25 protein-coding genes, 3 pseudogenes and 1 other annotated feature are annotated in these 20,998 nt (G+C 34.0%); of the genes and pseudogenes, 21 read left to right on the forward strand and 7 right to left on the reverse strand.

All coding sequences use genetic code 11. The features are described 5' to 3' along the window. The first annotated feature begins 422 nt into the window (after window positions 1-422). Window positions 423-998: a TetR/AcrR family transcriptional regulator gene (locus tag NST77_RS06910; RefSeq protein WP_095328354.1), complete on the forward strand. Its 576-nt coding sequence runs from the start codon at window positions 423-425 to the stop codon at window positions 996-998. A 60-nt stretch (window positions 999-1,058) separates the two neighbouring features. Continuing rightward, window positions 1,059-2,270: an MFS transporter gene (locus NST77_RS06915; RefSeq protein ID WP_172859273.1), complete on the forward strand. Its 1,212-nt coding sequence runs from the start codon at window positions 1,059-1,061 to the stop codon at window positions 2,268-2,270. A 519-nt stretch (window positions 2,271-2,789) separates the two neighbouring features. Here the strand turns inward: NST77_RS06915 and NST77_RS06920 are convergent. Then, window positions 2,790-3,248 carry a DinB family protein gene (locus NST77_RS06920; RefSeq protein ID WP_095328356.1) on the reverse strand — a complete coding sequence of 153 codons (459 nt, stop codon included), beginning with the start codon at window positions 3,246-3,248 and terminating at the stop codon, window positions 2,790-2,792. Window positions 3,249-3,378: 130 nt separating this feature from the next. On the opposite strand from NST77_RS06920, the gene NST77_RS06925 reads away from it, so the two are divergent. The 7 genes and pseudogenes from NST77_RS06925 (at window position 3,379) to NST77_RS06955 (ending at window position 8,624) form a co-directional block, all read left to right on the forward strand. Further along, a complete protein-coding gene (locus NST77_RS06925) occupies window positions 3,379-3,687 on the forward strand; it encodes a hypothetical protein (protein ID WP_095328357.1) in 309 nt (102 codons plus the stop codon). 221 nt (window positions 3,688-3,908) lie between these two features. Continuing rightward, window positions 3,909-4,601 carry a response regulator transcription factor gene (locus NST77_RS06930; protein WP_095328358.1) on the forward strand — a complete coding sequence of 231 codons (693 nt, stop codon included), beginning with the start codon at window positions 3,909-3,911 and terminating at the stop codon, window positions 4,599-4,601. Continuing rightward, window positions 4,579-6,840: an MFS domain-containing histidine kinase gene (locus tag NST77_RS06935; RefSeq protein WP_172859272.1), complete on the forward strand. Its 2,262-nt coding sequence runs from the start codon at window positions 4,579-4,581 to the stop codon at window positions 6,838-6,840. The genes NST77_RS06930 and NST77_RS06935 overlap by 23 nt, the downstream gene beginning before the upstream one ends. An 11-nt stretch (window positions 6,841-6,851) precedes the next feature. Further along, a complete protein-coding gene (locus NST77_RS06940; RefSeq protein WP_156485459.1) occupies window positions 6,852-7,022 on the forward strand; it encodes a hypothetical protein in 171 nt (56 codons plus the stop codon). 121 nt (window positions 7,023-7,143) lie between these two features. Beyond that, window positions 7,144-7,575 (forward strand): NUDIX hydrolase, encoded by a 432-nt coding sequence (locus NST77_RS06945; protein WP_095328360.1) that lies wholly within the window; start codon window positions 7,144-7,146, stop codon window positions 7,573-7,575. A gap of 46 nt (window positions 7,576-7,621) precedes the next feature. Continuing rightward, a pseudogene (locus NST77_RS06950) lies at window positions 7,622-7,909 on the forward strand (histidine phosphatase family protein). Between the two features lie 41 nt (window positions 7,910-7,950). After that, window positions 7,951-8,624: pseudogene (locus tag NST77_RS06955) on the forward strand (HAD family hydrolase). A gap of 166 nt (window positions 8,625-8,790) precedes the next feature. On the opposite strand, the gene NST77_RS06960 reads toward NST77_RS06955, so the two are convergent. The 3 genes from NST77_RS06960 to NST77_RS06970 form a co-directional block, all read right to left on the reverse strand. Beyond that, entirely contained in the window at window positions 8,791-9,294 is a 504-nt protein-coding gene (locus NST77_RS06960; protein WP_163185606.1) for a GNAT family N-acetyltransferase, read from the reverse strand. Window positions 9,295-9,601: 307 nt separating this feature from the next. Then, window positions 9,602-9,853 (reverse strand): YueH family protein, encoded by a 252-nt coding sequence (locus NST77_RS06965; protein WP_123259517.1) that lies wholly within the window; start codon window positions 9,851-9,853, stop codon window positions 9,602-9,604. A 185-nt stretch (window positions 9,854-10,038) separates the two neighbouring features. Beyond that, entirely contained in the window at window positions 10,039-10,227 is a 189-nt protein-coding gene (locus tag NST77_RS06970; protein ID WP_095328363.1) for a hypothetical protein, read from the reverse strand. Between the two features lie 356 nt (window positions 10,228-10,583). Here NST77_RS06970 and NST77_RS06975 point away from each other — a divergent pair, with 356 nt between their 5' ends. Further along, entirely contained in the window at window positions 10,584-10,769 is a 186-nt protein-coding gene (locus tag NST77_RS06975) for a DUF3934 family protein (RefSeq protein ID WP_095328364.1), read from the forward strand. A gap of 121 nt (window positions 10,770-10,890) precedes the next feature. Here the strand turns inward: NST77_RS06975 and NST77_RS25940 are convergent. Together NST77_RS25940 and NST77_RS06990 are read right to left on the reverse strand one after the other, a co-directional pair. Continuing rightward, window positions 10,891-11,432 (reverse strand): annotated as a pseudogene (locus tag NST77_RS25940) (RBBP9/YdeN family alpha/beta hydrolase). Between the two features lie 69 nt (window positions 11,433-11,501). Further along, window positions 11,502-12,029, reverse strand: a complete 528-nt coding sequence (locus tag NST77_RS06990) for an isochorismatase family protein (protein WP_095328366.1) — start codon at window positions 12,027-12,029, stop codon at window positions 11,502-11,504. Window positions 12,030-12,233: 204 nt separating this feature from the next. Here NST77_RS06990 and NST77_RS06995 point away from each other — a divergent pair, with 204 nt between their 5' ends. The 9 genes from NST77_RS06995 (at window position 12,234) to NST77_RS07035 (ending at window position 17,453) form a co-directional block, all read left to right on the forward strand. Next, complete coding sequence (locus tag NST77_RS06995; RefSeq protein ID WP_095328367.1) at window positions 12,234-12,704, forward strand: DinB family protein; 471 nt, start codon at window positions 12,234-12,236, stop codon at window positions 12,702-12,704. Window positions 12,705-12,752: 48 nt separating this feature from the next. Next, window positions 12,753-13,568 (forward strand): alpha/beta fold hydrolase, encoded by an 816-nt coding sequence (locus NST77_RS07000; RefSeq protein WP_341122832.1) that lies wholly within the window; start codon window positions 12,753-12,755, stop codon window positions 13,566-13,568. Window positions 13,569-13,813: 245 nt separating this feature from the next. Next, on the forward strand, window positions 13,814-14,509 hold the full coding sequence (locus tag NST77_RS07005) for a TVP38/TMEM64 family protein (protein WP_095328369.1): 696 nt from the start codon (window positions 13,814-13,816) through the stop codon (window positions 14,507-14,509). A gap of 120 nt (window positions 14,510-14,629) precedes the next feature. Then, window positions 14,630-14,833, forward strand: a complete 204-nt coding sequence (locus NST77_RS07010) for a hypothetical protein (RefSeq protein WP_095328370.1) — start codon at window positions 14,630-14,632, stop codon at window positions 14,831-14,833. A gap of 111 nt (window positions 14,834-14,944) precedes the next feature. After that, window positions 14,945-15,382 carry a hypothetical protein gene (locus tag NST77_RS07015; protein ID WP_164463855.1) on the forward strand — a complete coding sequence of 146 codons (438 nt, stop codon included), beginning with the start codon at window positions 14,945-14,947 and terminating at the stop codon, window positions 15,380-15,382. Window positions 15,383-15,467: 85 nt separating this feature from the next. Beyond that, complete coding sequence (locus NST77_RS07020) at window positions 15,468-15,680, forward strand: hypothetical protein (RefSeq protein ID WP_163185594.1); 213 nt, start codon at window positions 15,468-15,470, stop codon at window positions 15,678-15,680. Window positions 15,681-15,726: 46 nt separating this feature from the next. After that, window positions 15,727-16,590, forward strand: coding sequence for an AraC family transcriptional regulator (locus tag NST77_RS07025; protein WP_341122833.1), 864 nt, complete (start codon window positions 15,727-15,729; stop codon window positions 16,588-16,590). Window positions 16,591-17,002: 412 nt separating this feature from the next. After that, window positions 17,003-17,128 (forward strand): hypothetical protein, encoded by a 126-nt coding sequence (locus tag NST77_RS07030; RefSeq protein ID WP_341122834.1) that lies wholly within the window; start codon window positions 17,003-17,005, stop codon window positions 17,126-17,128. A gap of 166 nt (window positions 17,129-17,294) precedes the next feature. Next, window positions 17,295-17,453: a hypothetical protein gene (locus NST77_RS07035; RefSeq protein WP_163185588.1), complete on the forward strand. Its 159-nt coding sequence runs from the start codon at window positions 17,295-17,297 to the stop codon at window positions 17,451-17,453. A 151-nt stretch (window positions 17,454-17,604) separates the two neighbouring features. On the opposite strand, the gene NST77_RS07040 is transcribed toward NST77_RS07035, so the two are convergent. Then, window positions 17,605-17,898 (reverse strand): hypothetical protein, encoded by a 294-nt coding sequence (locus NST77_RS07040; RefSeq protein WP_095328374.1) that lies wholly within the window; start codon window positions 17,896-17,898, stop codon window positions 17,605-17,607. Window positions 17,899-18,020: 122 nt separating this feature from the next. After that, window positions 18,021-18,235 (forward strand) — a binding site (T-box leader). 62 nt (window positions 18,236-18,297) lie between these two features. On the opposite strand from NST77_RS07040, the gene argS reads away from it, so the two are divergent. Together argS and NST77_RS07050 are read left to right on the forward strand one after the other, a co-directional pair. After that, on the forward strand, window positions 18,298-19,980 hold the full coding sequence (gene argS, locus NST77_RS07045; protein WP_095328375.1) for an arginine--tRNA ligase: 1,683 nt from the start codon (window positions 18,298-18,300) through the stop codon (window positions 19,978-19,980). Window positions 19,981-20,205: 225 nt separating this feature from the next. Next, entirely contained in the window at window positions 20,206-20,859 is a 654-nt protein-coding gene (locus tag NST77_RS07050; protein ID WP_095328376.1) for a YcnI family copper-binding membrane protein, read from the forward strand. Window positions 20,860-20,998: the final 139 nt, after the last annotated feature.

Raw genomic sequence — 20,998 nt, forward strand, 5'->3', positions numbered from 1 at the left:
TATGCGAACTGCGCACCACTATTATTTTAAAGCCTAATATTTATACATAGTGCTTTTGTGAATAAAAATAAACAATTAAAATGTTCTATTTGTACTAAATAAATTGAAACTAATGAAAGTCTTGAGGTTGAACTAAAATTGTCCAACCCAGCTAAAATGCTTATGAAGTTTTTGAATGCATCACTGTGCAAGCATACTAATATTACTCTGTTCAGTATGAAAAAAGGTGAGTTTTTTAACTCATCTTTTTCATCTCCTTATGTCGCAAATTTATTAATTCAATGTATTCTAAAGCACAAAAGAACATTTTTCATTGTTCCAGAAAAGCGCTCTTAACATAAGATTTGATTAAGAATATGTTTTTTCTGGACTTTTCGTTCCGAAAACTTTATACTACTTTATATGAATGGGGGTGTTATAAATTGGGTAGAAGGATTAGCTTTAATAAAGAACAGGCTTTGAATAAAGCTATGTATTTATTTTGGGAAAAAGGCTATGATGCTACATACATATCAGATCTTATTGAAAAGATGGGAATAAGTCGATCAACACTCTATGAGAGTTTTGGAGATAAGGATGAACTATTTAAACTGGTTTTAGAACATTATAAAAACTATGGCCGCCAAAAAAGAAATTTACTTTTTAGCGGAATAGACACTAAAGGATCACTTAAATCTTTTTTTTATCAACATATTGAAAAATGCTATTCAGATGACAATCCAAAAAGTTGTATTATAACTAATTCTTCACTGCTTATTGGACATATTGATCCTTCCATAGAAGAAATACTTATAAATGATTTTAATGAATTAGAAAAAGTATTTAAGCAAGTCATTGAAGAAGGAAAAAAGAAAGGAGAAATTTCACAAGAGGCTGACTCTGAATTAGTTGCATATTCTTTATTAAGTTTAAATCATAGCATTAATTTAATGTCCAGATACAAAAAAGAGAAAAATCTAGCCTATAATCTAGTGGATAAGACTATTGCAGACCTATAGTCTTTCTTTTTTTAGTATTTCGGAACGATCGTACCAAAATAAACAAAAGGATTGATAAAATTGATTAAAAAAACAAATTTTCTAATTTTCATTTTGGCAATTAGTTGCGGATCACTTGCTGCTAATATTTACTATGCTCAACCAATCGTACAGTTCATTGCAAAAGATCTAAACATCTCTTCTAATTTATCAGGATTGCTCACTACTTTGACCCAAATTGGATATGGATTGGGATTATTTTTTATTGTTCCAATGGCTGACTTATTTAAAAGCAAAAAAATAATTACTATTCTGATCGGGCTAACCGTTATTTCATTAATTGGTACACTGATTTCTTCTAATGGAATTGTCTTTTTGTTATTAACAATCATCATTGGTATTGGGGCCTGTGCAGCTCAAATATTAGTTCCGCTAACTATAAGGATTGTACCTGTTGGGGAGACAGGTAAATATGTAGGTAAAGTGATGAGTGGTTTATTGATTGGAATTATGATTGCTCGTCCACTATCTATCGGAATAACTGAATGGTACGGCTGGAGAATGGTTTTTCTATTTTCATTAATAATCCTTGTTGCTGTATTACTGATTATTTTAAAATTTTTGCCTAATTATGAAGTTGTATCAAATAGTAACATGTCATATTCCAATTTAATTGCTTCTATGGTGAAGCTGCTAATAAATACTTCTCCTTTACAACAAAGAGCTTTTTATCACGCATGTTTATTTGCAGCATTTAGCCTTTATTGGACGGTACTCCCAATTTTATTAAGGTCTGAACCACTAGATTTTTCAAATAACGAAATTGCATTAATTGGATTTGTTGCAATTGCTGGCGCTTTATTAACTCCTACTATTGGTAAACTAGCAGATAAAGGCTATATTTTTGCAATGACTAATGTATCAATGGCACTCGTTCTATTATCTATCGTACTATTATTTTTTGTTCAAGATCATTCACCATTGAGTGTGATTCTGATCTTAATCTCAGGCATTAGCATCGATGTTGGGGTATCAGGAAATTTATTATTAGGTCAAAAAGTTATCTTTAGTTTGAATCCCGAGGAAAGAAATAGACTTAATGGATTATATATGACTATTTTCTTTTTAGGAGGAGCATTTGGTTCATGGATTGGAAGTTATTCATACTATAAATTTAATAGTGAAGTACCATTGCTCATCGGAACAGCTTTGCCTTTAATCGCGTTATTAGTTCATTTAATAAAAAATAATACAATCAATATATCAAAAAACAATAGTAAAAATATATCCTGATTATCTTAATGCCTCCAAAAGCTAGAGTCAGATTCTAATTTTAGGACGGTAGTAGCGATATTTGCTAACTCAGGAGCATATTATTACTTATCTTTATTCGTTAGATCAAGGAATCCTTAAAGAATAAGGTAAGGGAAATGAAAACGCCCGAATTTCTATTTCTCCTTTTGAGGCGGGTGCGAGAGCCAGTTAATCGGTCACGCCTCAAAAGCTGAAATTAGAAATGATGGCCAATGACGAGTTTAATAGATATCCTCAAGGAATCTGGTTTGCATATAAACTTTACAAAATTTTTTTAAACAGCTGCATTAAGATAGATCAATTTTAACAGTTGCTACAGGAGAGGATTATTTTATTTACTGACCATGCTGTTGAACATATAGTTTATAAGTATACTAAATCATTTGTACAAACTGGTGGGGATATCCCTCTTGTTATGGAATCAATTAGTCTGATATATTACTCTACATAAATGCGACTAGGGAAAGCTAAGACTTGCTGGAGACCGACTATTTTTAGTTAGATAAGTTTTTTTATATCATTAATCACCTGTAAATGCATGCCTTCGTGAAAAATCGTACGAACCAGCACTTGTTCGATTGTATGCATGCCCATATCAATTGGTGGATATTCTTTTTCGAGAATAGCTCCATATTTCTCTAATATTGCTTGTGGTTGTGATTGCAAAAGTACTTTTAATTCCGTAAAAGAAGGTGTCTCCACTGTAAAGTTGGCTGGCGTAGTACCGAAACCAAACCATTGATTGAATTGTTTTGAGATAGCAGTGGGTACTTTAGTCAATGCCTCAATCCATAATAACTGGTCAACGTATAGGTGACCAAGATTCCAGCGGATATTATTCCTAAAGCCCGCTGGAATGATTTCTGCTTGTTCTTCTGTCACCAATTCAACAGTCCCTAAAAGTTCCTTTCGATAGGTTTCTAATTGTTTAAGCAAAACTTCCTGACGTGGTTTCATTTTATCCACTCCCTAAACATTAATTTACTCTAAACATTCGCTGTTTTTTTGTTTTTTCCTGCACTGGAAGAATAGAGATTTGTCTAGCGGAAATACTAGAAAAAACAGAATTACAGTTAGGAGAAGAACAATGCCTCGCAAGGATGTAGAGATTAGTGAAGAAGTAGAAAAGGAACAGACGAATACGAAAAAGAAAGAAGGAGAAGAAGATAAATTAAACCGGATGCTGGCAGCCGTATTGGAGTATATTTCCGATGATGAAGTAGAAGAAATCGACATTGATTACATATTGGATCAGACAGAAGGACTACGCGACTGGTGGAATCAATACCGAGAGAAAAACCGCAAACGCATGGAGAAAGAAATAAAAGAGTCATTAGGGGAATTATCCCTTGAAGAATTGGAGAAGATACGGGAACAAATAAAGGCAAAGCAATAAAAAAAATGGTTTTCATCGTCACTGTTGAAAACCATTTTTTAATTTTTTTATTAAAAAAGCAGAAAAATGTGGATGTGAACAGCATTTTCCTTTGATAGAATAAGAGAATCGAATTGGTAGATACAATATTAAGAAATTCTTAAGAATTTTGCTTGGCAGATGTTAAGAATTTTTTTCTATGATAGAGACAGCGAAAGAGAGAGAAAGCAGGTGGTTTTAAGGTGGAGAATGTCAATGTGCTCGTGGTGGACGATGAAAAAGAAATAAGAGATGCTATTGAAATTTATCTTAAAAACGAAGGGATTACGGTATTAAAAGCAAGTGATGGAATAGAGGCATTGGAGATCTTAATGGGAGAAACAGTCCATTTAATTTTAATGGATATTATGATGCCAAATTTAGATGGAATTTCGGCTACTTATAAAATTCGCGAGCAAAAAAATATTCCGATTATTATGCTGACAGCCAAAAGCGAGGATACAGATAAAATATTGGGATTGCAAATAGGGGCAGATGATTATATCACCAAGCCATTTAATCCAATGGAGCTTGTTGCACGAGTGAAATCGCAGTTGCGAAGATATGTAACACTTGGCACCTTTGATGGTGTGAAGAAAAAAATAGACCTTCATGGATTAACATTAGACCAGGAGGCGAAAGAAGTTGCGGTAAATGGAGAAAGTGTAAAGCTGACTCCTATTGAATATAAAATTGTTGTTTTATTGATGAAAAATGCAGGCAGAGTATTCTCGATTGCAGAAATTTATGAAAGTGTTTGGAAAGAACCTGGATACAATGCCGAAAATACGGTAGCAGTACATATACGAAAAATACGTGAAAAAATTGAAGTGGATCCAAAAAATCCTCGCTTCTTAAAGGTGGTGTGGGGCATTGGCTACAAAATCGAGAAGTAAAGGCTTTTTTATTGTTTGGACACTGCTTATTACACTCGCGCTGAGTGGAATTGTATCTGTAGATATGTGGTTTAACCGTTATTTACACACGGATTTTTATCAAACATCGATATTTCAAGAAAGGATGCAATATTATAAGGATCTTCTAAGTGAAAATGAGTTATATTATGTTCCGATTGAAGAGGCAAAGAAAAAAATAACCGTATCAGCTAAAGAAATAAATGAATACCGTTATTATTATGGTGATTTAAATGAACAAATTCAAAACATAAAAAGTCAGTATGAAGAGCAAATTCAGACCGCTAAAGAAACAGGAAGCTCAGAAGCAGAACAGCTATATACAGAAGAAAGAGATAAGAAAATAGCTGATATTACGAAAAATTTCCAAAGTGATGAATACGTAGAAGATAAGATTAAGAAAGAAAAAGCAAGGCAATTAGATGAATACTATCAAGAATTACAGAATAGAGAATATGAGTATAAAGACTGGACTGATTCCTTCCTTTTTTATTTTGAAAATAACAAAACTGGAAAAATAGTAACAAATGTTGATCTTGCACCTGGCGAAACGATTGAGAGTAAGCTGAAACAGAAAAAAACAAAATTTCTTAGCGATATCCATATAGACCCAAAAGATGAGTGGGAACAGCATTATATTTCCATAAATTCTCCTTGGTATGAGTTTGGTGATTCCGATGATGTTGCTATAGAAGTGTCTATTCTAAATGACATCAAGAAGAATATCGGCAGCTTTGAAGGAGTTATTGCGGTTCCTGAAAATCTAAGTGCCAAGAGTATGCTGCATACAGACATGGATAATTATAAAACGCAACAAAAGCAAGTGATCTACTTTAGTGTTATTAGTATCATCAGCCTAGTTGCCAGCTGTATTCTCCTTTTAGCACAAAGAAGTATCTTAACACAATGGGAATACTCATTTTATAAGAAAATTCCAATTGATATCGGTTTAATTTTTCTCCTTATAAGTTTAGCTGTTGCTATTATAGGTGTATGGGGAGTAAATGATCAAATAGAATTAAATTTATATAATGACGGCTCCTATTGGAAGGAAATTATTTTATTTGGCTGTTTAGCTTGGCTGTTTATATCCTTGTCCTTTATCCAAATGTCTCTATTATATAAGGAAATAGTAAAAGGCGATAAATCAATTTGGACAAAAACATTTGTTGGAAAATGTGTTAAAACAATCGGAAAACCAATGCTGCTATTATTTTCAAGTAGAAGTCCATTGACTAAATTAATCCTTTGTTTAATGATTGTTTTCGCGCTAGGATTTTGTTTAATGGCAGTGATTGTGGAACCATTTTTTGTGTTGTTCTTTCTTATTGCGGTCATAATTATCGGCATACCAGCCATCCATTATTTAGTGAAAAATGCAAAGTCTCTAGGTCAGTTAGTTCTATATACAAAGGAAATCAGGAGCGGTCGAAAAGTAAGTGACTTAGATATAAAAGCATCTAGTGAACTTTCAGCATTAGCAGAGACAATCAATACACTAAAAAATGGCGTGATTTATTCCCAAAATGCTCAAGAAAAAAGCGAACGCCTAAAAACAGAGTTAATTACGAATGTCAGTCATGATTTGCGAACACCTTTAACATCAATCATCAATTACACGGAATTATTGAAGAAAAAAAATCTATCTGAGGAAGAAAAAGAGGGATATCTAGGTATTATCGATCGGAAATCCCAACGATTAAAAGTACTAATTGATGATTTATTCGAGGTTTCGAAAATGGTCAGCGGCAATGTGGAATTAAAGAAGGAAAAAATAGACTTAGTGCAGCTTTTACAGCAAGCGTTAGGTGAATATGATGAAACAATTAAAGCGACAACACTTGATTTTCGTGTAACCAATCAAGAACCGTCGATTTATGCAACTGTAGATGGTCAGAAGCTTTGGAGAGTATTTGATAATTTAATAGGCAATATTTTGAAATATTCTTTAGAGCATTCACGTGTCTATATTTCCATTAAACTAGAAAAAGACCAAGCTATTTTGCAGTTTAAAAATATATCTAAGTATGAGCTTGACGATAATCTTGATGAATTATATGAGCGTTTTAAACGAGGGGATACATCGAGGCATACAGAAGGATCAGGTCTAGGACTTGCGATTGCGAAATCAATCATAGATCTACACCAAGGCATGATGAAAATCGAGACAGATGGCGATCTATTTAAAGTTACGCTCGCATTAAATCTAAGCGATTTGTAGTGAAAAGAAGTATGAATAAAAAACAAGCAGCCAAGCTGTATGCCTTAATATTTCCGATTACTCGCAATAAAAAGACAGCAACAAAAATAGTAATGGAAATGCTTCAGGCTGATGATAACCTAGGAGAGAAAGAATTAGCTCGCAAAGCAGTTAATAGAGCCATTGAAATGGTGAAAAAATAAATACGAAAAAATACTTTCTTTTCAACTAGAAAAGGAGGTATTTTTTCGTAGGAGAAATTTATAGTAAAATAATGGAAAGATTGCAAAAAATCGCAAAAAAAGAAGGGATGGGGGAAAGCAATTGACTCAAAATACACAACCGCAATATGCACCGCCTAAACATATTGTTTCGGCTGCTTCGATTGTCATCAATGAACAAAAGGAAATTTTATTAATCAAAGGACCCAAAAGAGGCTGGGAAATGCCAGGTGGCCAAGTGGAAGAGGGAGAGTCACTGAAAGCTGCTGCGATAAGAGAAACAAAAGAGGAATCAGGAATTGATATTGAAGTAATAAAATTTTGTGGAATCTTTCAGAATGTAAATGGTTCTATATGCAATACATTATTCTTAGCTAAACCGGTTGGCGGGGAATTTACTACATCACCAGAAAGTTTAGAAGTAGGATTTTTCCCTATTGAGGAAGCGCTCAACATGGTGAAATATAAGAATTTTAGACAAAGAATAGAATACTGTTTGGATGAGAAGCGACAACCTTTTTATGTAGGATTTTAATGTAGTAAAGAATCACAACAAAGACAAGAAAATAAGTGAGGGAAGAATGACAACTATTGGTCTTATAAGACACGGTATTACCGAATGGAATACACTGGGGAAAGCACAAGGGATTTCAAATATTCCATTAAATAGACTTGGAAAACAACAAGCAATGGCTATAGCAAATAGACTATAACAGGAAGAAAAATGGGATATTCTTATTACAAGTGACTTGTCTCGAGCAATAGAGACAGGAGAAATAATTGGACAAAAAATTAACTTACCCATAAGTCATATAGAAAAAAGAGTGCGCGAAATAGATTGTGGCAAAATAGAAGGTTTTACCGTATAAAAAAGTCTGTTTAGATAATTATGAGAGAAAGGCAGTGAATGATGAGCAGCTATAAAGCAGTTCTATTTGATTTAGATGATACTTTGCTTGATAGAGATAAAGCAGTAGAAAAGTTATTTTTCATTCTGTTAGAAAAGTGTTATGTAGATATTAGTGATTCCTTAAAAAGGGAAATGTTGTTAGAATTCAAAAAACAGGACAAGCAAAGCTACGGTCAAAAAGATAAAACAAAAGTTTTAGAATCATTTTTTGCTATGTTTCCACCAAAATACAGAATTCCACATAATGACATATTAGCTTTTTGGAATAAGCATTTTCCTTATTGTTTTTCTGTAAACCAAGCGAGAATAAATATAGTAAATAAGATAAAGAATCAAGCGAGGGTTGCAATTATCACAAATGGTACAATCCATAGACAAAAAGCAAAAATACAGAATACCAATTTACATAGCTATTTTGATCCAATTATTATTTCCGATGAAGTGGGGTTGAGTAAACTGACAAACGTATATTTGAACTGGCTTTAAATATGCTGAATGTTCAGCCAGAGGAAGCATTATTCGTTGGGGATGACATAGAAATAGATATAAATGGTTGTCAAAATGCCCATATAAAAGGTGTATGGTTTAATCCTCGAAAGATCAAGAATCCTACCGAGATTAAGCCATTTGCCGAAATTCATTCTTTTGATTGTTTATTAAATTATTTTTCATAAGATAATAATGTTGGTTTCAGAAAACAGAAGTAGACGTATCCTTCCATAAGGATTCGCACACATTTTTTAAATGTACCTGCGTGAATATCTAAAAAGGCTGAACCATCCGGTATAGAAAAAAGGGGGATGATCCCTTTTTTCTTACAATAAATAACTATCTATTTACCTATAAAACAAACGCAAAATAAGCTTCTTCCTGCTCAGTATCCTCGAAATATTTAATGCCCATATACTGAAAACCAATTTTGCCGAGTACATCTAAGGAAGCTTTGTTCTCAATACTTGCAGAAGCAATTACTTTTTGGATATTCCCTTGCTCTTTTGCGAACGTTAAACAGGCAATGCCAGCTTCTGTAGCATACCCTTTATTCCAATTAGCTTTGGAGAAATGGAAAATAAGTTCAGCTTGATCAACAGATTCTTCAATATTAAAGCCTGCTGCTCCAATAACTTGATTGGTTGTCAAATCAATAACACCATAAACGGAAAGGCCAAAATCTTTTTGGCATTGCTGATAAAAGTCAATAACTTGAGGCAATAATGCAGAGGAAGTGCTGCCACCACAATATTTCATAACTTCTTCATTTCCCCAAAATTGTTCACATGCATCTATATCTTCTATTGTTAATAAACGAAATCCTAGTCGCTCACTTGCAAAAAGTAAATCCAATAAAAAAACTCCTTTAAAAAATTCTAGTGTTTATCTTAATCATTTTAGCGTATTGGAGCCCGTTTATGCAAAATTAAATTGTCTCAGACCGCACTAGTGGAGATATTCTAGACCGAAAAATAGAGGATCGTAAAAAATCACAAGGATAACAAATTATATACAATTAGAAAGGTAGAATGGGTTCTTAACGGTCAGCAAGAGTCAAACTATTTGAGGAAATTAGATAGGAAAATCGCAGTTAGATCAGAAGGTTGCAACAAACCATCAAGTGGGCGATAAACTTCCACTTGATGGAAGTTATAATATATTATGAAGTTTCATATTTACTAATAGAAGTTGTGATACTTTCAGCTAGTTGGGAACAGTCTCCTTCAAACATGTGAAAAGTTAAAGAATGTAGTAAATGGTCGAATTGATCATGTGGAGATTCTTCATTGCTTATTTCGGTAGACCAATTAATTTTAGGGATGGAAATAACAAACGAATCAGTTGTTTTCATGATGTATAGTTTCGTATCTTTTAGTCCATGTTGGGCAATATCTTCTAATAAAGTAATCATTTCAACAACCTCCCCCTATTTTTATTTCCATTATACTCCTTTTTTTCGACGTAATTTTCCAAAAATAGAAAATTTAATAAAATTGTTAAAGGATTGTTATGTTTGAAATAAAAAGAGGGAGGATTATTTTGTTATTCTTATCGAGAAGAATTAATCATGATAATTTTTAACTCATTATAAGTATCTTATTGAAAAAATGGGATATTTTGAAAAAATGAAACGGTAAGAATTATCGTGAATAAAGAGCCAGCAGATGTTAATAAAACGATTTTGCGATTGTTTTGTTCTTTCGATGGCTTCAAAAGCTCATAAATTTGTATAGACCATACAGCTATTGCGGCTAATGCAATAATAAAGATAGCGGTACTATTCATATTTTTCACTCCTCAGGACAGTTTTTTATGATCTATCATTTGTAGAAGAGATGACTGTCTATTATAAAGCGTATTACTTTAAAATCAATTTTATCTTCACAAAAGTCATCTTCATCATATTCTACGGATTTGATAGAAAAATGGTTTCATTTTTTTAGTGCCATATTTTGCTATGGAGAAAACGCGAAAGTTGTAGAGAAGAGAAAGCACGAGAAATCAACTTTTGAAAAGGTTAATGTTTCAAACAATAGCAGACTGTTATATACTTATAGTTCATTATGTACGTTTTTTACCAGAATAAAAGGATAAGACTAACTAATGATACGTAATATATAAGAAAAATCGGAGTTGATTTTATGAGTAAAGCTAAGGCTAAAGGTAAAGGCGGTACAGGCAGAGGAACAGATAAAAAAGGCTGGAATCGTTGGCAGGCTAGTGCCAATAAAGCTAAGAGTAACAAACCCTATAAAAGCAAAGGGGTTAAGAATCGTAAAAATACAGAAAATACTAGCAATCCTGCTACAACCGAAAAAAAGAACTAATCTCCATATTTAGGATTTCTTACTGAATAGATAAAGTAGCGATGCTTCCTTTAGGAAGGATCGCTTTGTTTTATTCGCCAATGGTAAGTTTTCTTGTACAAGAAAACTTACCATTGGAATGTCATAACCATTTTGCTTTAATAATATGTTTGACAGATGGCATTTCAATAATTCCTTCTCCAGAAGTAAAATGTCCGCCAGAAGGTAATAAAATAAAAGGAATTTCAAGTTTATTTGCTAAGGAATTCGAGATTTGCCAATCGATGATTTTATCGGTTCTGGATGAAATAAAAAAGGATGCTCCTAGTAAATGCTTGATTTTATCCAAATTTAATTCTTGCATATAGGGATCAAATTGTGGGAACGCTGCAATGGGTTCTGCAAATCCAGAAACAAAAATAGCCCCTTTAATTTGTACATTATGACGTAAAAGTATCTTAAAAACGTAATACAGCCTAAACTGTGGCAAATAAAATAAACATTGTTCGGTTCTTTGATAGCTCTATCTAAATCAAGATCCCATTGCGTAACATTTGCAATTGTGGCATCTGTATAGTCCACTATTTGTATATGGAAGGAATTCTTAAATTCTTTTTTTATATCAGAAAGCCAATTTATTTTTGGTGATCCGCCATATCCATCAATCAAGTATAATTTATTCATTTAATCTTCTCCTAATACTACGATCTAGAGTAATAAAAAAATAACATAGCGTATTCCACCAGAAGATATTTATAATTTCAGTTCTCCCTTTTTGATCGTTAAAAAACGGTTATTCCAAATAGATTCATGATGGTCAATAATATTATCTGCATTTAAAATAGAGCCGTTAATGGTGCTATGAGTGTTTTGATAAAGGAGATTTTGCTGAAATCCCAAGCTATAGGCTGCTCTGATAGTAGTATCAAGACAAAACTCCGTTTGTGCACCAGCGAAAATAAGCTGTTCGATTGCCTTGCTTTTTAAATACTCTAAAAGTTCTGTTTTGTAGAATGCATCCCATTTTGATTTTTTAATTATCTTATCAGTAGTAGATAACAATAGATTTTGATGCAATTTCCAATCGTTCTTGCCCTCATAAAGCGCGGACTGCTCATTCGGATCTGTATGCTGAATAAAGATAACCTGAATATTTTTTTCATGTGCTTGCTTGATTAGTATATTGATGTTTTTTACTAGTTGAATTCTATCGTATAAATAGTTTTTGGGATGGTTAAAGAAAATTTCTTGCATGTCGATGATTATAAGAGCCTGTTTCATAAAATTCCACTTCCTGTTCGTTTCTTTTAAAGTATAGCAAATTGAAAAAGAGCTATACAAGGATATTTAAGATGGAAGCTATGGTTGCTTTGAAATTCATTCTTGTTTAAAAGTCAGAATTAATGAATATTTATATTGAACTTATGATAGATTCGTCTATAATTATAAGAACGAACATATATTCGCTGTAAGGAGGGAGTTAGGGTGAATACCTATATAGGTAGTGCACTAAATCAAATAGAAATAGCTTTAAAAACAACAATCGAAATGGTAGAGACTATAGAAGAGGCTGACCTACAGCAAAGGCCAGATGATAATAAGCGTTCAATAGGTGAGCTCTTAGAGCATATTGCCGTTATTTGTAAGGCTGATTTATTGATATCAAACGGTGCAACACAAAAAGAGATGGATGAATATTATTCGAGTGTTGCATTACTAAACATGCAGGATATAAAGAATGCTATTGCAGATAATTATAAAACATTAAAAGATATTTATATGAATCTCACAGAAATAGAATTACAAGAAAGGACTACATCATATTGGGGAGTAACCTATTCAAGGTACGAGTGGTTGTTAGAAATAGTCGCACATATCTATCATCATAGAGCTCAATTACATACACTACTTGTCTACTGCTGTGGAAAAGACTTAAATATCTCATTATTTGAATAAGGAACTTCCATAGATACATACATTTTTAATCAATAGGGAGGATAAAAGATGCCATACTGCAAAGTGAAAAATGCAAACATATATTATGAAGAAATAGGCGCAGGAATTCCCATTATCATGCTACATGGATTTACGCCAGATCATAGACTCATGAGTGGTTGTATGGAGCCTGTTTTTAAAGAGAACGACGGTTGGAAACGGATATATTTGGATTTACCTGGTATGGGGAAAACTATGGATTATGACTTAATCAGTAATTCTGATGAGATGTTAAAAGCCGTTGCAAGCTTTATAGATACAAAGATTTCCAATCAACCATTTCTGATTATAGGAGAATCCTATGGCGGCTACTTAACTAGAGGAATCATCAAGCTCTATAAAGAGCAAATATTAGGCGCTGGATTCATTTGCTCGATGATTTTACCAGATAAAGAAAAGAGGACACTCCCAGAACACACGATTGTTTATGCCGATAATGAATTTTTATCCAACTTAGTAGAAGAAGAACGTAATGATTTCAAATCCAATCAAGTAGTTTTAGATGAATACAATTGGAAACGATACAAGCAGGAAATTTTATCAGGATGCAATATTGCTGACACAGCATTTTTGGATAAAATTCAAAAGAACTACGGGTTTTCTTTTGCGATCGATGATGTTCTATTTCAGAAACCAACTGTCTTTTTACTAGGAAAACAAGATTCTGTAGTCGGATATCAAGATGCGTTTGCGATTCTAGGGAATTATCCCAGAGCAACATTTGCCATTTTAGATCGAGCGGGTCATAACTTGCAGATTGAACAGACAAAGTTATTTACTGCGCATATGAATGAGTGGTTAGATAGGGTTGAAGAAGAGATGTAGGAAAAAGTAGTTTGATAGATTGGAATCAAAGGGGAGTAAAAGAGCAGTTATATTTTGCAAATTAATGTAAAATACAACTGCTTTTTTGGATGATTTAACTATTTTTCAGGGTAGAAATATACCCTGATTAAAAAAAAATAGAAACGGGTAGAAAATAGATAATTATAAAAAAATCAAAAGGAAGAAATCTGTAGTAAAATGATTCATCTAAAGTGTACCACTCTTTAGAATATGACATATAATTTATGAAAAAGGTGATTTGTATAAAACATTTTTGGAAGCCATTTACATTTTTTGTGACAGTAAGCCTCTTTATTATATTTTTCCGATACACCGATATTTTTCAGGCGATTCGTGAAGGGGAGTTAAATTCGGTCACATCTGTATTTAAAGAGAATATTTCTTATGCACTTATTGTCAGTTTATTCCTTATGATTATCCAAAATAGCTTTACCGTTATTCCTTTAATTTTAGTAATTACCCTCAATTTTTACTCATTTGGCTTCATCTATGGCTTTTTATGGAGTTGGTTTTCTAGCATTATAGCCGCAATCATTATCTTTTTAGCCATTCGTTTTTGGTTCCAAGATTTCGTGATTAGAAAGGTGCAAAATCACCAAGAAATGTTAGATAAAATCGAACAAAAAGGAATGCGCTATGTATTCTATGGAAGGGTTTTTCCGTTCTTTCCGACAAGTATTTTAAATATCATTGCTGGTGTAAGCAAAATATCGATACGACCTTTTACCATTGGCACAGCAATAGGCAATTTCTTTTACTTCTTTATCCTTGCGTTAATTCCTTATGGTGTTTTCTCTACAGATATTAATCCATTAGCATTAATCGTAATTATTTTATTGATAACAGGAATTTTTTATTATTTCAGCAAAAAGAAACCTTCCGTTATGGAAAGGGTAAAGGAAATAAGGAAAAGAGCATAAATTAATTTATTCCGAAAGGTAGATTACTACTTTTCGGCTTTTAATATGAAAAAAATATGAAACTATTTCCAATTATCCTACGTATATAAAATAGAATAGCTAGTGAGGGAGGAATACAGTATGTTTGGAATTATAATGTTGGTATTTGTGGCAATTATCGTGGCTCAAATTTTTTCTCGCAAAGAAAAGACAAACAATATAAATAGCCATAATTATCAGCCTTTTCAAGGAGAAATAGGAGATAGCTCACAAGCGTCTATCTTTGATGGAGGAAATGACTGCGGATCTTCCTTTGATAGTGGAGGAAGCTGTGGTGGAGAATAGGAATAATATCGCTGGAATTTTCTATTTATAAAGAAAAATCGAAACTTTTATACGATATCAATCGTCCAATAATAAAGAGGAATGAAAGGGGACAAAAAAGATCGCATGTTTATGGTGGTAACAATAATTGCTTTTATTTTTGCCTGTATTTGGGTTCTAATGGATACGATTTATTTTTCCAAACCACCAAAACCTGAGGTATTATGGAAGAATAATAGAATTCCGACAACAATTGGCTCAAATTGCTGGCAAGGTTCATTAAAAGGATCTTGTGTTGATTATGTCTATGCATCTCCTTGGGATATGGGGTTACAAAATGGTTCTGTCAAAGTGGAACCGAATTCAACTATTACCATCGATTTTAATAAAAAGCCATTAGCTGGATCTTTACAGGTTGCAGAAGTGTTTGAAGATGGAGAAGAGGAATTTATCAAGGTAGATAAAAATAAAATGACGGTCCCAGCCAAAAAAGGCACACATGTTTATATGATTTATGCTAAATGGGATCAAGGAAATCCCAATTATACGTTTTCTATTAGAGTCGAATAAGGTTGTCTAAACCTAGAGCTAGGGATAGACAGCCTATTTTATCGTGACGATACATATTTTATCTATAAAAAAGGAAGGGAAATGAATGAAAAATCATCCAATATTCAATTTGTTGATCGCACTAGTATTTTTAATATTATTTATTGCCAGTAAGAAGTTATTTGCCAATTACTTAGCAGCACTTATTATTTTTGGTGCCTTTTTTTGTATTTACTTAGGGCGGTCTATCCTTTCTTTAATCCGATATATTGATGAGAAGAAAACCAAGGATATATCTGTCAAAAGCAAGCATAAATGAACAGGAAAACCAACAGTAATCCCTGTATGCTATTTTTAAGGATGTGATGAATGTGACATGGTTGGAAGGGTTACAAAAGGCATTAATATATATCGAAAATAATTTGGAAGAAAAGCTTGAAATAGAAGCGATTGCGCGTGTCGCAAATGTTTCATTATTTCACTTTCAACGCACATTTACAATTCTTACGGATATACCAGTGGGAGAGTATATTAGACGACGCCGATTATCGATGGCTGGACAAAGTTTGCTTCATTCGAGCGAAAAGATAATCGATATTGCTTTAAGATATGGATATGATACACCAGAAGCATTTACGAAAGCATATCGCAGACAGCATGGAGTTACACCAAGTGAAACGAGACGAGGAATTGGTAGTCTAAAAATATACAATCCACTAGTCATTCAAGTACAGCTGAAAGGGGCAGAACCAATGAAAGTAAAAGTAGTGGAGAAAGAGGCATTTACGATTGTCGGAATGAAAAAATCTTATACTTTTAAGGAAGATGAAAATCTCCGTGAGATTCCAAAACTGTGGGATGAAGTTAATAAGAATGGAACAGTGAACGAGCTTTTGCTGCTGACTAGGGGAGAAATTCCAGGCGTTCTTGGTGTTTGTGTAGAGGAGTCAGAAGCAGCGGGTAAGGATATGGATTACTGGATAGCGGTTGCAACAGAGGATAAATCTGAAAAATATGATCAGCTCGTTATTCCAGCATCAAAGTGGGCAGTTTTTGAGGTGAATGGACCAATGCCGGAAAGTATGCAGAAAGTTTGGAAGCAAATATATTCAGAATGGATGCCGTCCAGTGGTTATCAACAAGCAGGATTTATTTCCTTTGAACGCTATACAGATGATGATTCATCAAGCGAAAATTGCTACTCTGAAATATGGATTCCCGTTAAATAACAAAAAGCGATGGAATGACTATGCGTGCATAGGTCAGATACCATCGCTTTTTTCATAAATGGTGATTGTTATAGATTTAGAATATGTGAGTTTAAGAGAGAGGGATGCTAAATTTGGAGTATTGGAGGGAGATTCAGTATTTTAATATACGAATGAAAACCATTTTATAGAAGAACCGAAGGAAAAGTGGAGTTCAAAAAGGAGATGAAAGCCATTATTCAGGGTAACCGAAGGAAAAGTGGAGTTCAAAAAGGAGATGAAAGCCACTATTCAGAGGAACCGAGGGAAAAGTGGAGTTCAAAAAGGAGATGAACGCCACTATTCAGAGGAGCCAAGGGAAAAGTGGTGATCATAAAGGGAATGAAAGCCACTATTCAGGGTAACCGAAGGAAAAGTGGAGTTCAAAAAGAAGATGAAAGCCAATAATCAGAGGAACCGAAGGAAAAGTAGAGTTCAAAAAGGAGATGAACGCCACTATTCAGAGGGACAAGGGAAAAGTAGTGTTCATAAAGGGAATGAAAGCTATTATTCAAGGTAACCGAAGGAAAAGTAGAGTTCAAAAAGGAGATGAAAGCCACTATTCAGAGGAACCGAGGGAAAAGTGGAGTTCATAAAGGGAATGAAAGCCACTATTCAGAGGGACAAGGGAAAAGTAGTGTTCAAAATCCCAGGAGTTCAGCCTACAAAACCTGGATGTTTCGCCATTGTTCTCCGACAGTGCATATCCTCTTGTCTCCATGCAGTTCTCGTTCTCTATTGTAAAACTGTTATTATTGCCGCAAGCATCTGTATTTGCTGATGCACCGCCATTATTAATGGTTTGTCCTAGCATATTCATTTTCTCTGTAGGAGCTTCTCTATAAAATTCTTTCCCATGGTAGATTATCAGTCATCTTCATAAATTAGCGAAAAAATAAACAAATATGCATAGCCAGAATAATAGCAATAGATGAAATGGCAGCAACCAGAATATCTCTAAATGGATGGAATCTAGTTGTTGCCTTTTTTCAGTTGTCAATAAAAGGGATAATATCCGTAAGTAGAATAAGCAGGATTATAGCCATATGGTTGTGTGTATGAAGGGTAAGTTTGGCCATAATTCCAATGTTGTTGTTGAGTCGTTGGTACATGGTGGAATGGCGTAATAATTAGAGGATTACCTGCAGTAAAGCCAGCAGTTGGAGTAACTGCACCAAGAGGAATAGCCCCGACACCCACTGCACCATGTCCCACTCCTGCAAAACCACCGGCTCCAATTGGACCAACAGCACCAATATGTCCACCAAAAGCTCGATTTTGAAAATTCATTATTGTTTCACCTCCTCCAATACTATATGTAGACGGAAATGATTGGCGCTTGCCTTTCTTTTATAAAAATAAAAAAGTATTGGATTCTTCCGAAAAGTATGTGTATAATAAGAAAAAAATATAGGAAATCGTAGAAAAAGAGAGTAGCTGGTTGTAAAGCAATAGCGAATTAGGGACGGTGGAAGCCTAATGTGGAGCAAGCAGTGAAACGCACTTTGGAGATATCATGCTGAAAAGGGAGTAGGCATGATCGGTAACAGGCCGTTAACTGATTTAAGTGGTTATGAAAATAACAATTAGAGTGGTACCGCGGGAATTATATACTCTCGCCTCTTCGTATGAAGGGGCGGGAGTTTTTTTATTTTATTAAAATATCTAATATAGAAAAGGAGAATATAGATGAACATCAAATCAGAACTAGCAAACGTATTAGCATCAAAATTACATGTAGAATTATCACCAGAAGCGATTGAACAGTTATTGGAAAAACCGAAATATGCTCATTTAGGAGATCTTGCTTTTCCCTGTTTTACACTTGCCAAAAAGTTGCGAAAAGCACCTGCGTTAATTGCGGAAGAACTTTCTCATAAGATAGAATCTCCGCTGATTGATCATGTTGAAGTAGTAGGAGCTTATATTAATATTTTCTTAAATCAGCAATTAATTGCCTCTAAAGTAATCAAGGAAGTTCTCGAACAAAAGGAGCATTATGGAGATTTACCTAAGAATAAGGGTGTAATGACAATTGATTTGTCTTCACCTAATATTGCAAAGCCATTTTCAATGGGGCATTTGCGTTCTACCGTTATCGGAAATGCTCTTGGCCTTATTGCTGAGAAAAATGGTTACACACCGATTCGCATAAATCATCTTGGTGATTGGGGAACGCAATTTGGTAAATTAATCGTCGCCTATAAAAGATGGGGAAATGAAGAGGAAGTGCGGAAGAATCCTATTAAAGAATTATTAAAGTTGTACGTGAAGTTTCATGAAAAAGCAGAAGAAGATCCCTCGCTAAATGAGGAAGGGAGAAAGTGGTTTAACTATCTAGAACAGGGAAATGAAGAAGCCATTAATCTTTGGAAATGGTTTCGAAAAGAATCGTTAGAAGAGTTTAATAAAATCTACAAACTATTAGGAATTACATTTGATTCCAATGATGGCGAAGCTTTTTTTAACGACAAGATGGAAAGAGTTGTCGAGTTATTGAAGGAGAAGCAGCTTTTAATAGAATCAGAAGGGGCGCAAGTAGTAGAGCTTGAAGACTTCCCACCGTGTTTAATTAAAAAAAGCGACGGTGCGACACTTTATGCTACACGGGATCTAGCTGCAGCGATCTATCGTCAAGAAAACTACCATTTTGTGAAAAGTTTATACGTAGTTGGAAATGAACAAACTCTCCATTTTAAGCAGTTATTTCAAGTGTTAGAGAAAATGGGCTATGATTGGGCAAAAGGAATGGCTCATATTCCATTTGGTATGATGCTGAAAGACGGCAAGAAGATGTCAACGAGAAAAGGGAAAGTTGTTTTATTGGAAGAAGTGCTTCAAGCAGCTATTCAATTAGCGGAGAAAAATATCGAAGAAAAAAACCCTTCTCTTGAAAATAAAGAAGAAGTGGCAAATCAAGTAGGAACAGGAGCAATTATCTTTCATGACTTAAAGCATTATCGCCTAACCGATATTGAGTTTTCTCTAGAAGACATGTTGAAGTTTGAAGGAGAAACAGGACCATATATCCAATATACACATGCAAGAGCCTGTTCTTTATTGCGGAAAGGAAATTTCGTCCCACCAGCTAACTTAGACAACTTACAGTGGGATGGGGTAAGTTTTCCGATTGTCAAGCTATTAATGGATTTTCCGACGACCCTGGAAAAAGCGAATGAGCATTATGATCCTTCTGAAGTGGCAAAGTACGTTATCGATTTAGCGAAAACATTTAATAAGTATTATGCGCATATTCAAATTTTAGAGGAAAATAGTGGGAAAACAGCGAGACTTTCTCTCGTATATGCTGTAACAGTTGTTTTAAAAGAAGGCTTAAGATTACTTGGAATTGCTGCACCAGAGGCAATGTAATAGAAAGAAAATCCCTTGATTAAAGATGAATCATCTTGGCTAAAATGAGGAATAGCTCAGTTAAAGTACATTTGTCATAAAATGTTCACAGAATAGACATAATCTAAGCTGTTTTTTCTTTGAACGAAGTACCCCTATTTGATATGATGAAAGAGGTTAACACATTCAAAGTAGTGTTAACCTCTCTTTTTGCAAAACTGCAGAAATAAGGAAAGGAGATTTGAAATGATACATAAAAAGAAATTTATATCTGGATTAGTAGCATTAGCAGCTGTCTTCTTTATAGCATTACCAGTTAGCGCTCATGTTACCGTGAATCCATCCCAATCTACTACAGAGGCGTGGGAAACGTATACTGTAAGAATTCCAGTTGAAAAAGATGTGGATACAACAAAGGTAACGATTAAAATTCCCGAAAATGTGGAGTATAAAATGTATGAACCTGTCGATGGCTGGAAAACGACTACAACAAAAGATGATAATGATAAAGTGGCAACTGTAACTTGGGAAGCAGAATCAGAAGAGACAGCTATTAAGGCTGGTCAATATCGCGATTTTACTTTTAGAGCACAGAATCCAAAAGAGCCTGGCGATATAGCATGGGATGCATTCCAGTACTATGCAGATGGCAGCATTGTGGAATGGACTGGAGACAGTGATGCTGAGCTGCCTCATTCTATCACAAATATTGCTCAATCTAATGAAACGGTTGATAGTCATGGACACAGCACAAAAACGGATGATGCAGCAGATGATCAACAGAAAGACAAAGATGCCGAGCATGCAAATGAAGGTACAAATGTAAATACGATATTATCGATTATCGCTATTGTTTTATCATTAGCTGCAATTGTAATAATTTTTATAAGAAAAAAATAAGAACTAGTTAAAGAGTTCATTCCTTAAGAGAAGTTTAACTTCAAGGAATGGACTTTTTTTTTTTGAGAATTTAAGGACATCGGCAGGGAATTGACCATATTGGTTCGAGTAGTAATAAAAAATATTACATTCCACATAA

The sequence above is a fragment of the Niallia sp. FSL W8-0177 genome, assembly GCF_038006285.1.
Classification (GTDB): domain Bacteria; phylum Bacillota; class Bacilli; order Bacillales; family Cytobacillaceae; genus Niallia; species Niallia circulans_A.

Coding starts and splice junctions, on each gene's coding strand:
- NST77_RS06990 (WP_095328366.1), bottom strand. CDS start 12,029: ATGAAACAGGCTCTTATAATCATCGACATGCAAGAAATTTTCTTTAAC.
- NST77_RS07020 (WP_163185594.1), top strand. CDS start 15,468: ATGAAAAATCATCCAATATTCAATTTGTTGATCGCACTAGTATTTTTA.
- NST77_RS07005 (WP_095328369.1), top strand. CDS start 13,814: ATGAAAAAGGTGATTTGTATAAAACATTTTTGGAAGCCATTTACATTT.
- NST77_RS06965 (WP_123259517.1), bottom strand. CDS start 9,853: ATGATTACTTTATTAGAAGATATTGCCCAACATGGACTAAAAGATACG.
- NST77_RS07000 (WP_341122832.1), top strand. CDS start 12,753: ATGCCATACTGCAAAGTGAAAAATGCAAACATATATTATGAAGAAATA.
- NST77_RS06925 (WP_095328357.1), top strand. CDS start 3,379: ATGCCTCGCAAGGATGTAGAGATTAGTGAAGAAGTAGAAAAGGAACAG.
- NST77_RS07030 (WP_341122834.1), top strand. CDS start 17,003: ATGAAAGCCAATAATCAGAGGAACCGAAGGAAAAGTAGAGTTCAAAAA.
- NST77_RS07050 (WP_095328376.1), top strand. CDS start 20,206: ATGATACATAAAAAGAAATTTATATCTGGATTAGTAGCATTAGCAGCT.
- NST77_RS07015 (WP_164463855.1), top strand. CDS start 14,945: ATGGTGGTAACAATAATTGCTTTTATTTTTGCCTGTATTTGGGTTCTA.
- NST77_RS07010 (WP_095328370.1), top strand. CDS start 14,630: ATGTTTGGAATTATAATGTTGGTATTTGTGGCAATTATCGTGGCTCAA.
- argS (WP_095328375.1), top strand. CDS start 18,298: ATGAACATCAAATCAGAACTAGCAAACGTATTAGCATCAAAATTACAT.
- NST77_RS06975 (WP_095328364.1), top strand. CDS start 10,584: ATGAGTAAAGCTAAGGCTAAAGGTAAAGGCGGTACAGGCAGAGGAACA.
- NST77_RS06970 (WP_095328363.1), bottom strand. CDS start 10,227: ATGAATAGTACCGCTATCTTTATTATTGCATTAGCCGCAATAGCTGTA.
- NST77_RS07040 (WP_095328374.1), bottom strand. CDS start 17,898: ATGAATTTTCAAAATCGAGCTTTTGGTGGACATATTGGTGCTGTTGGT.
- NST77_RS06940 (WP_156485459.1), top strand. CDS start 6,852: ATGAATAAAAAACAAGCAGCCAAGCTGTATGCCTTAATATTTCCGATT.
- NST77_RS07025 (WP_341122833.1), top strand. CDS start 15,727: ATGAATGTGACATGGTTGGAAGGGTTACAAAAGGCATTAATATATATC.
- NST77_RS06920 (WP_095328356.1), bottom strand. CDS start 3,248: ATGAAACCACGTCAGGAAGTTTTGCTTAAACAATTAGAAACCTATCGA.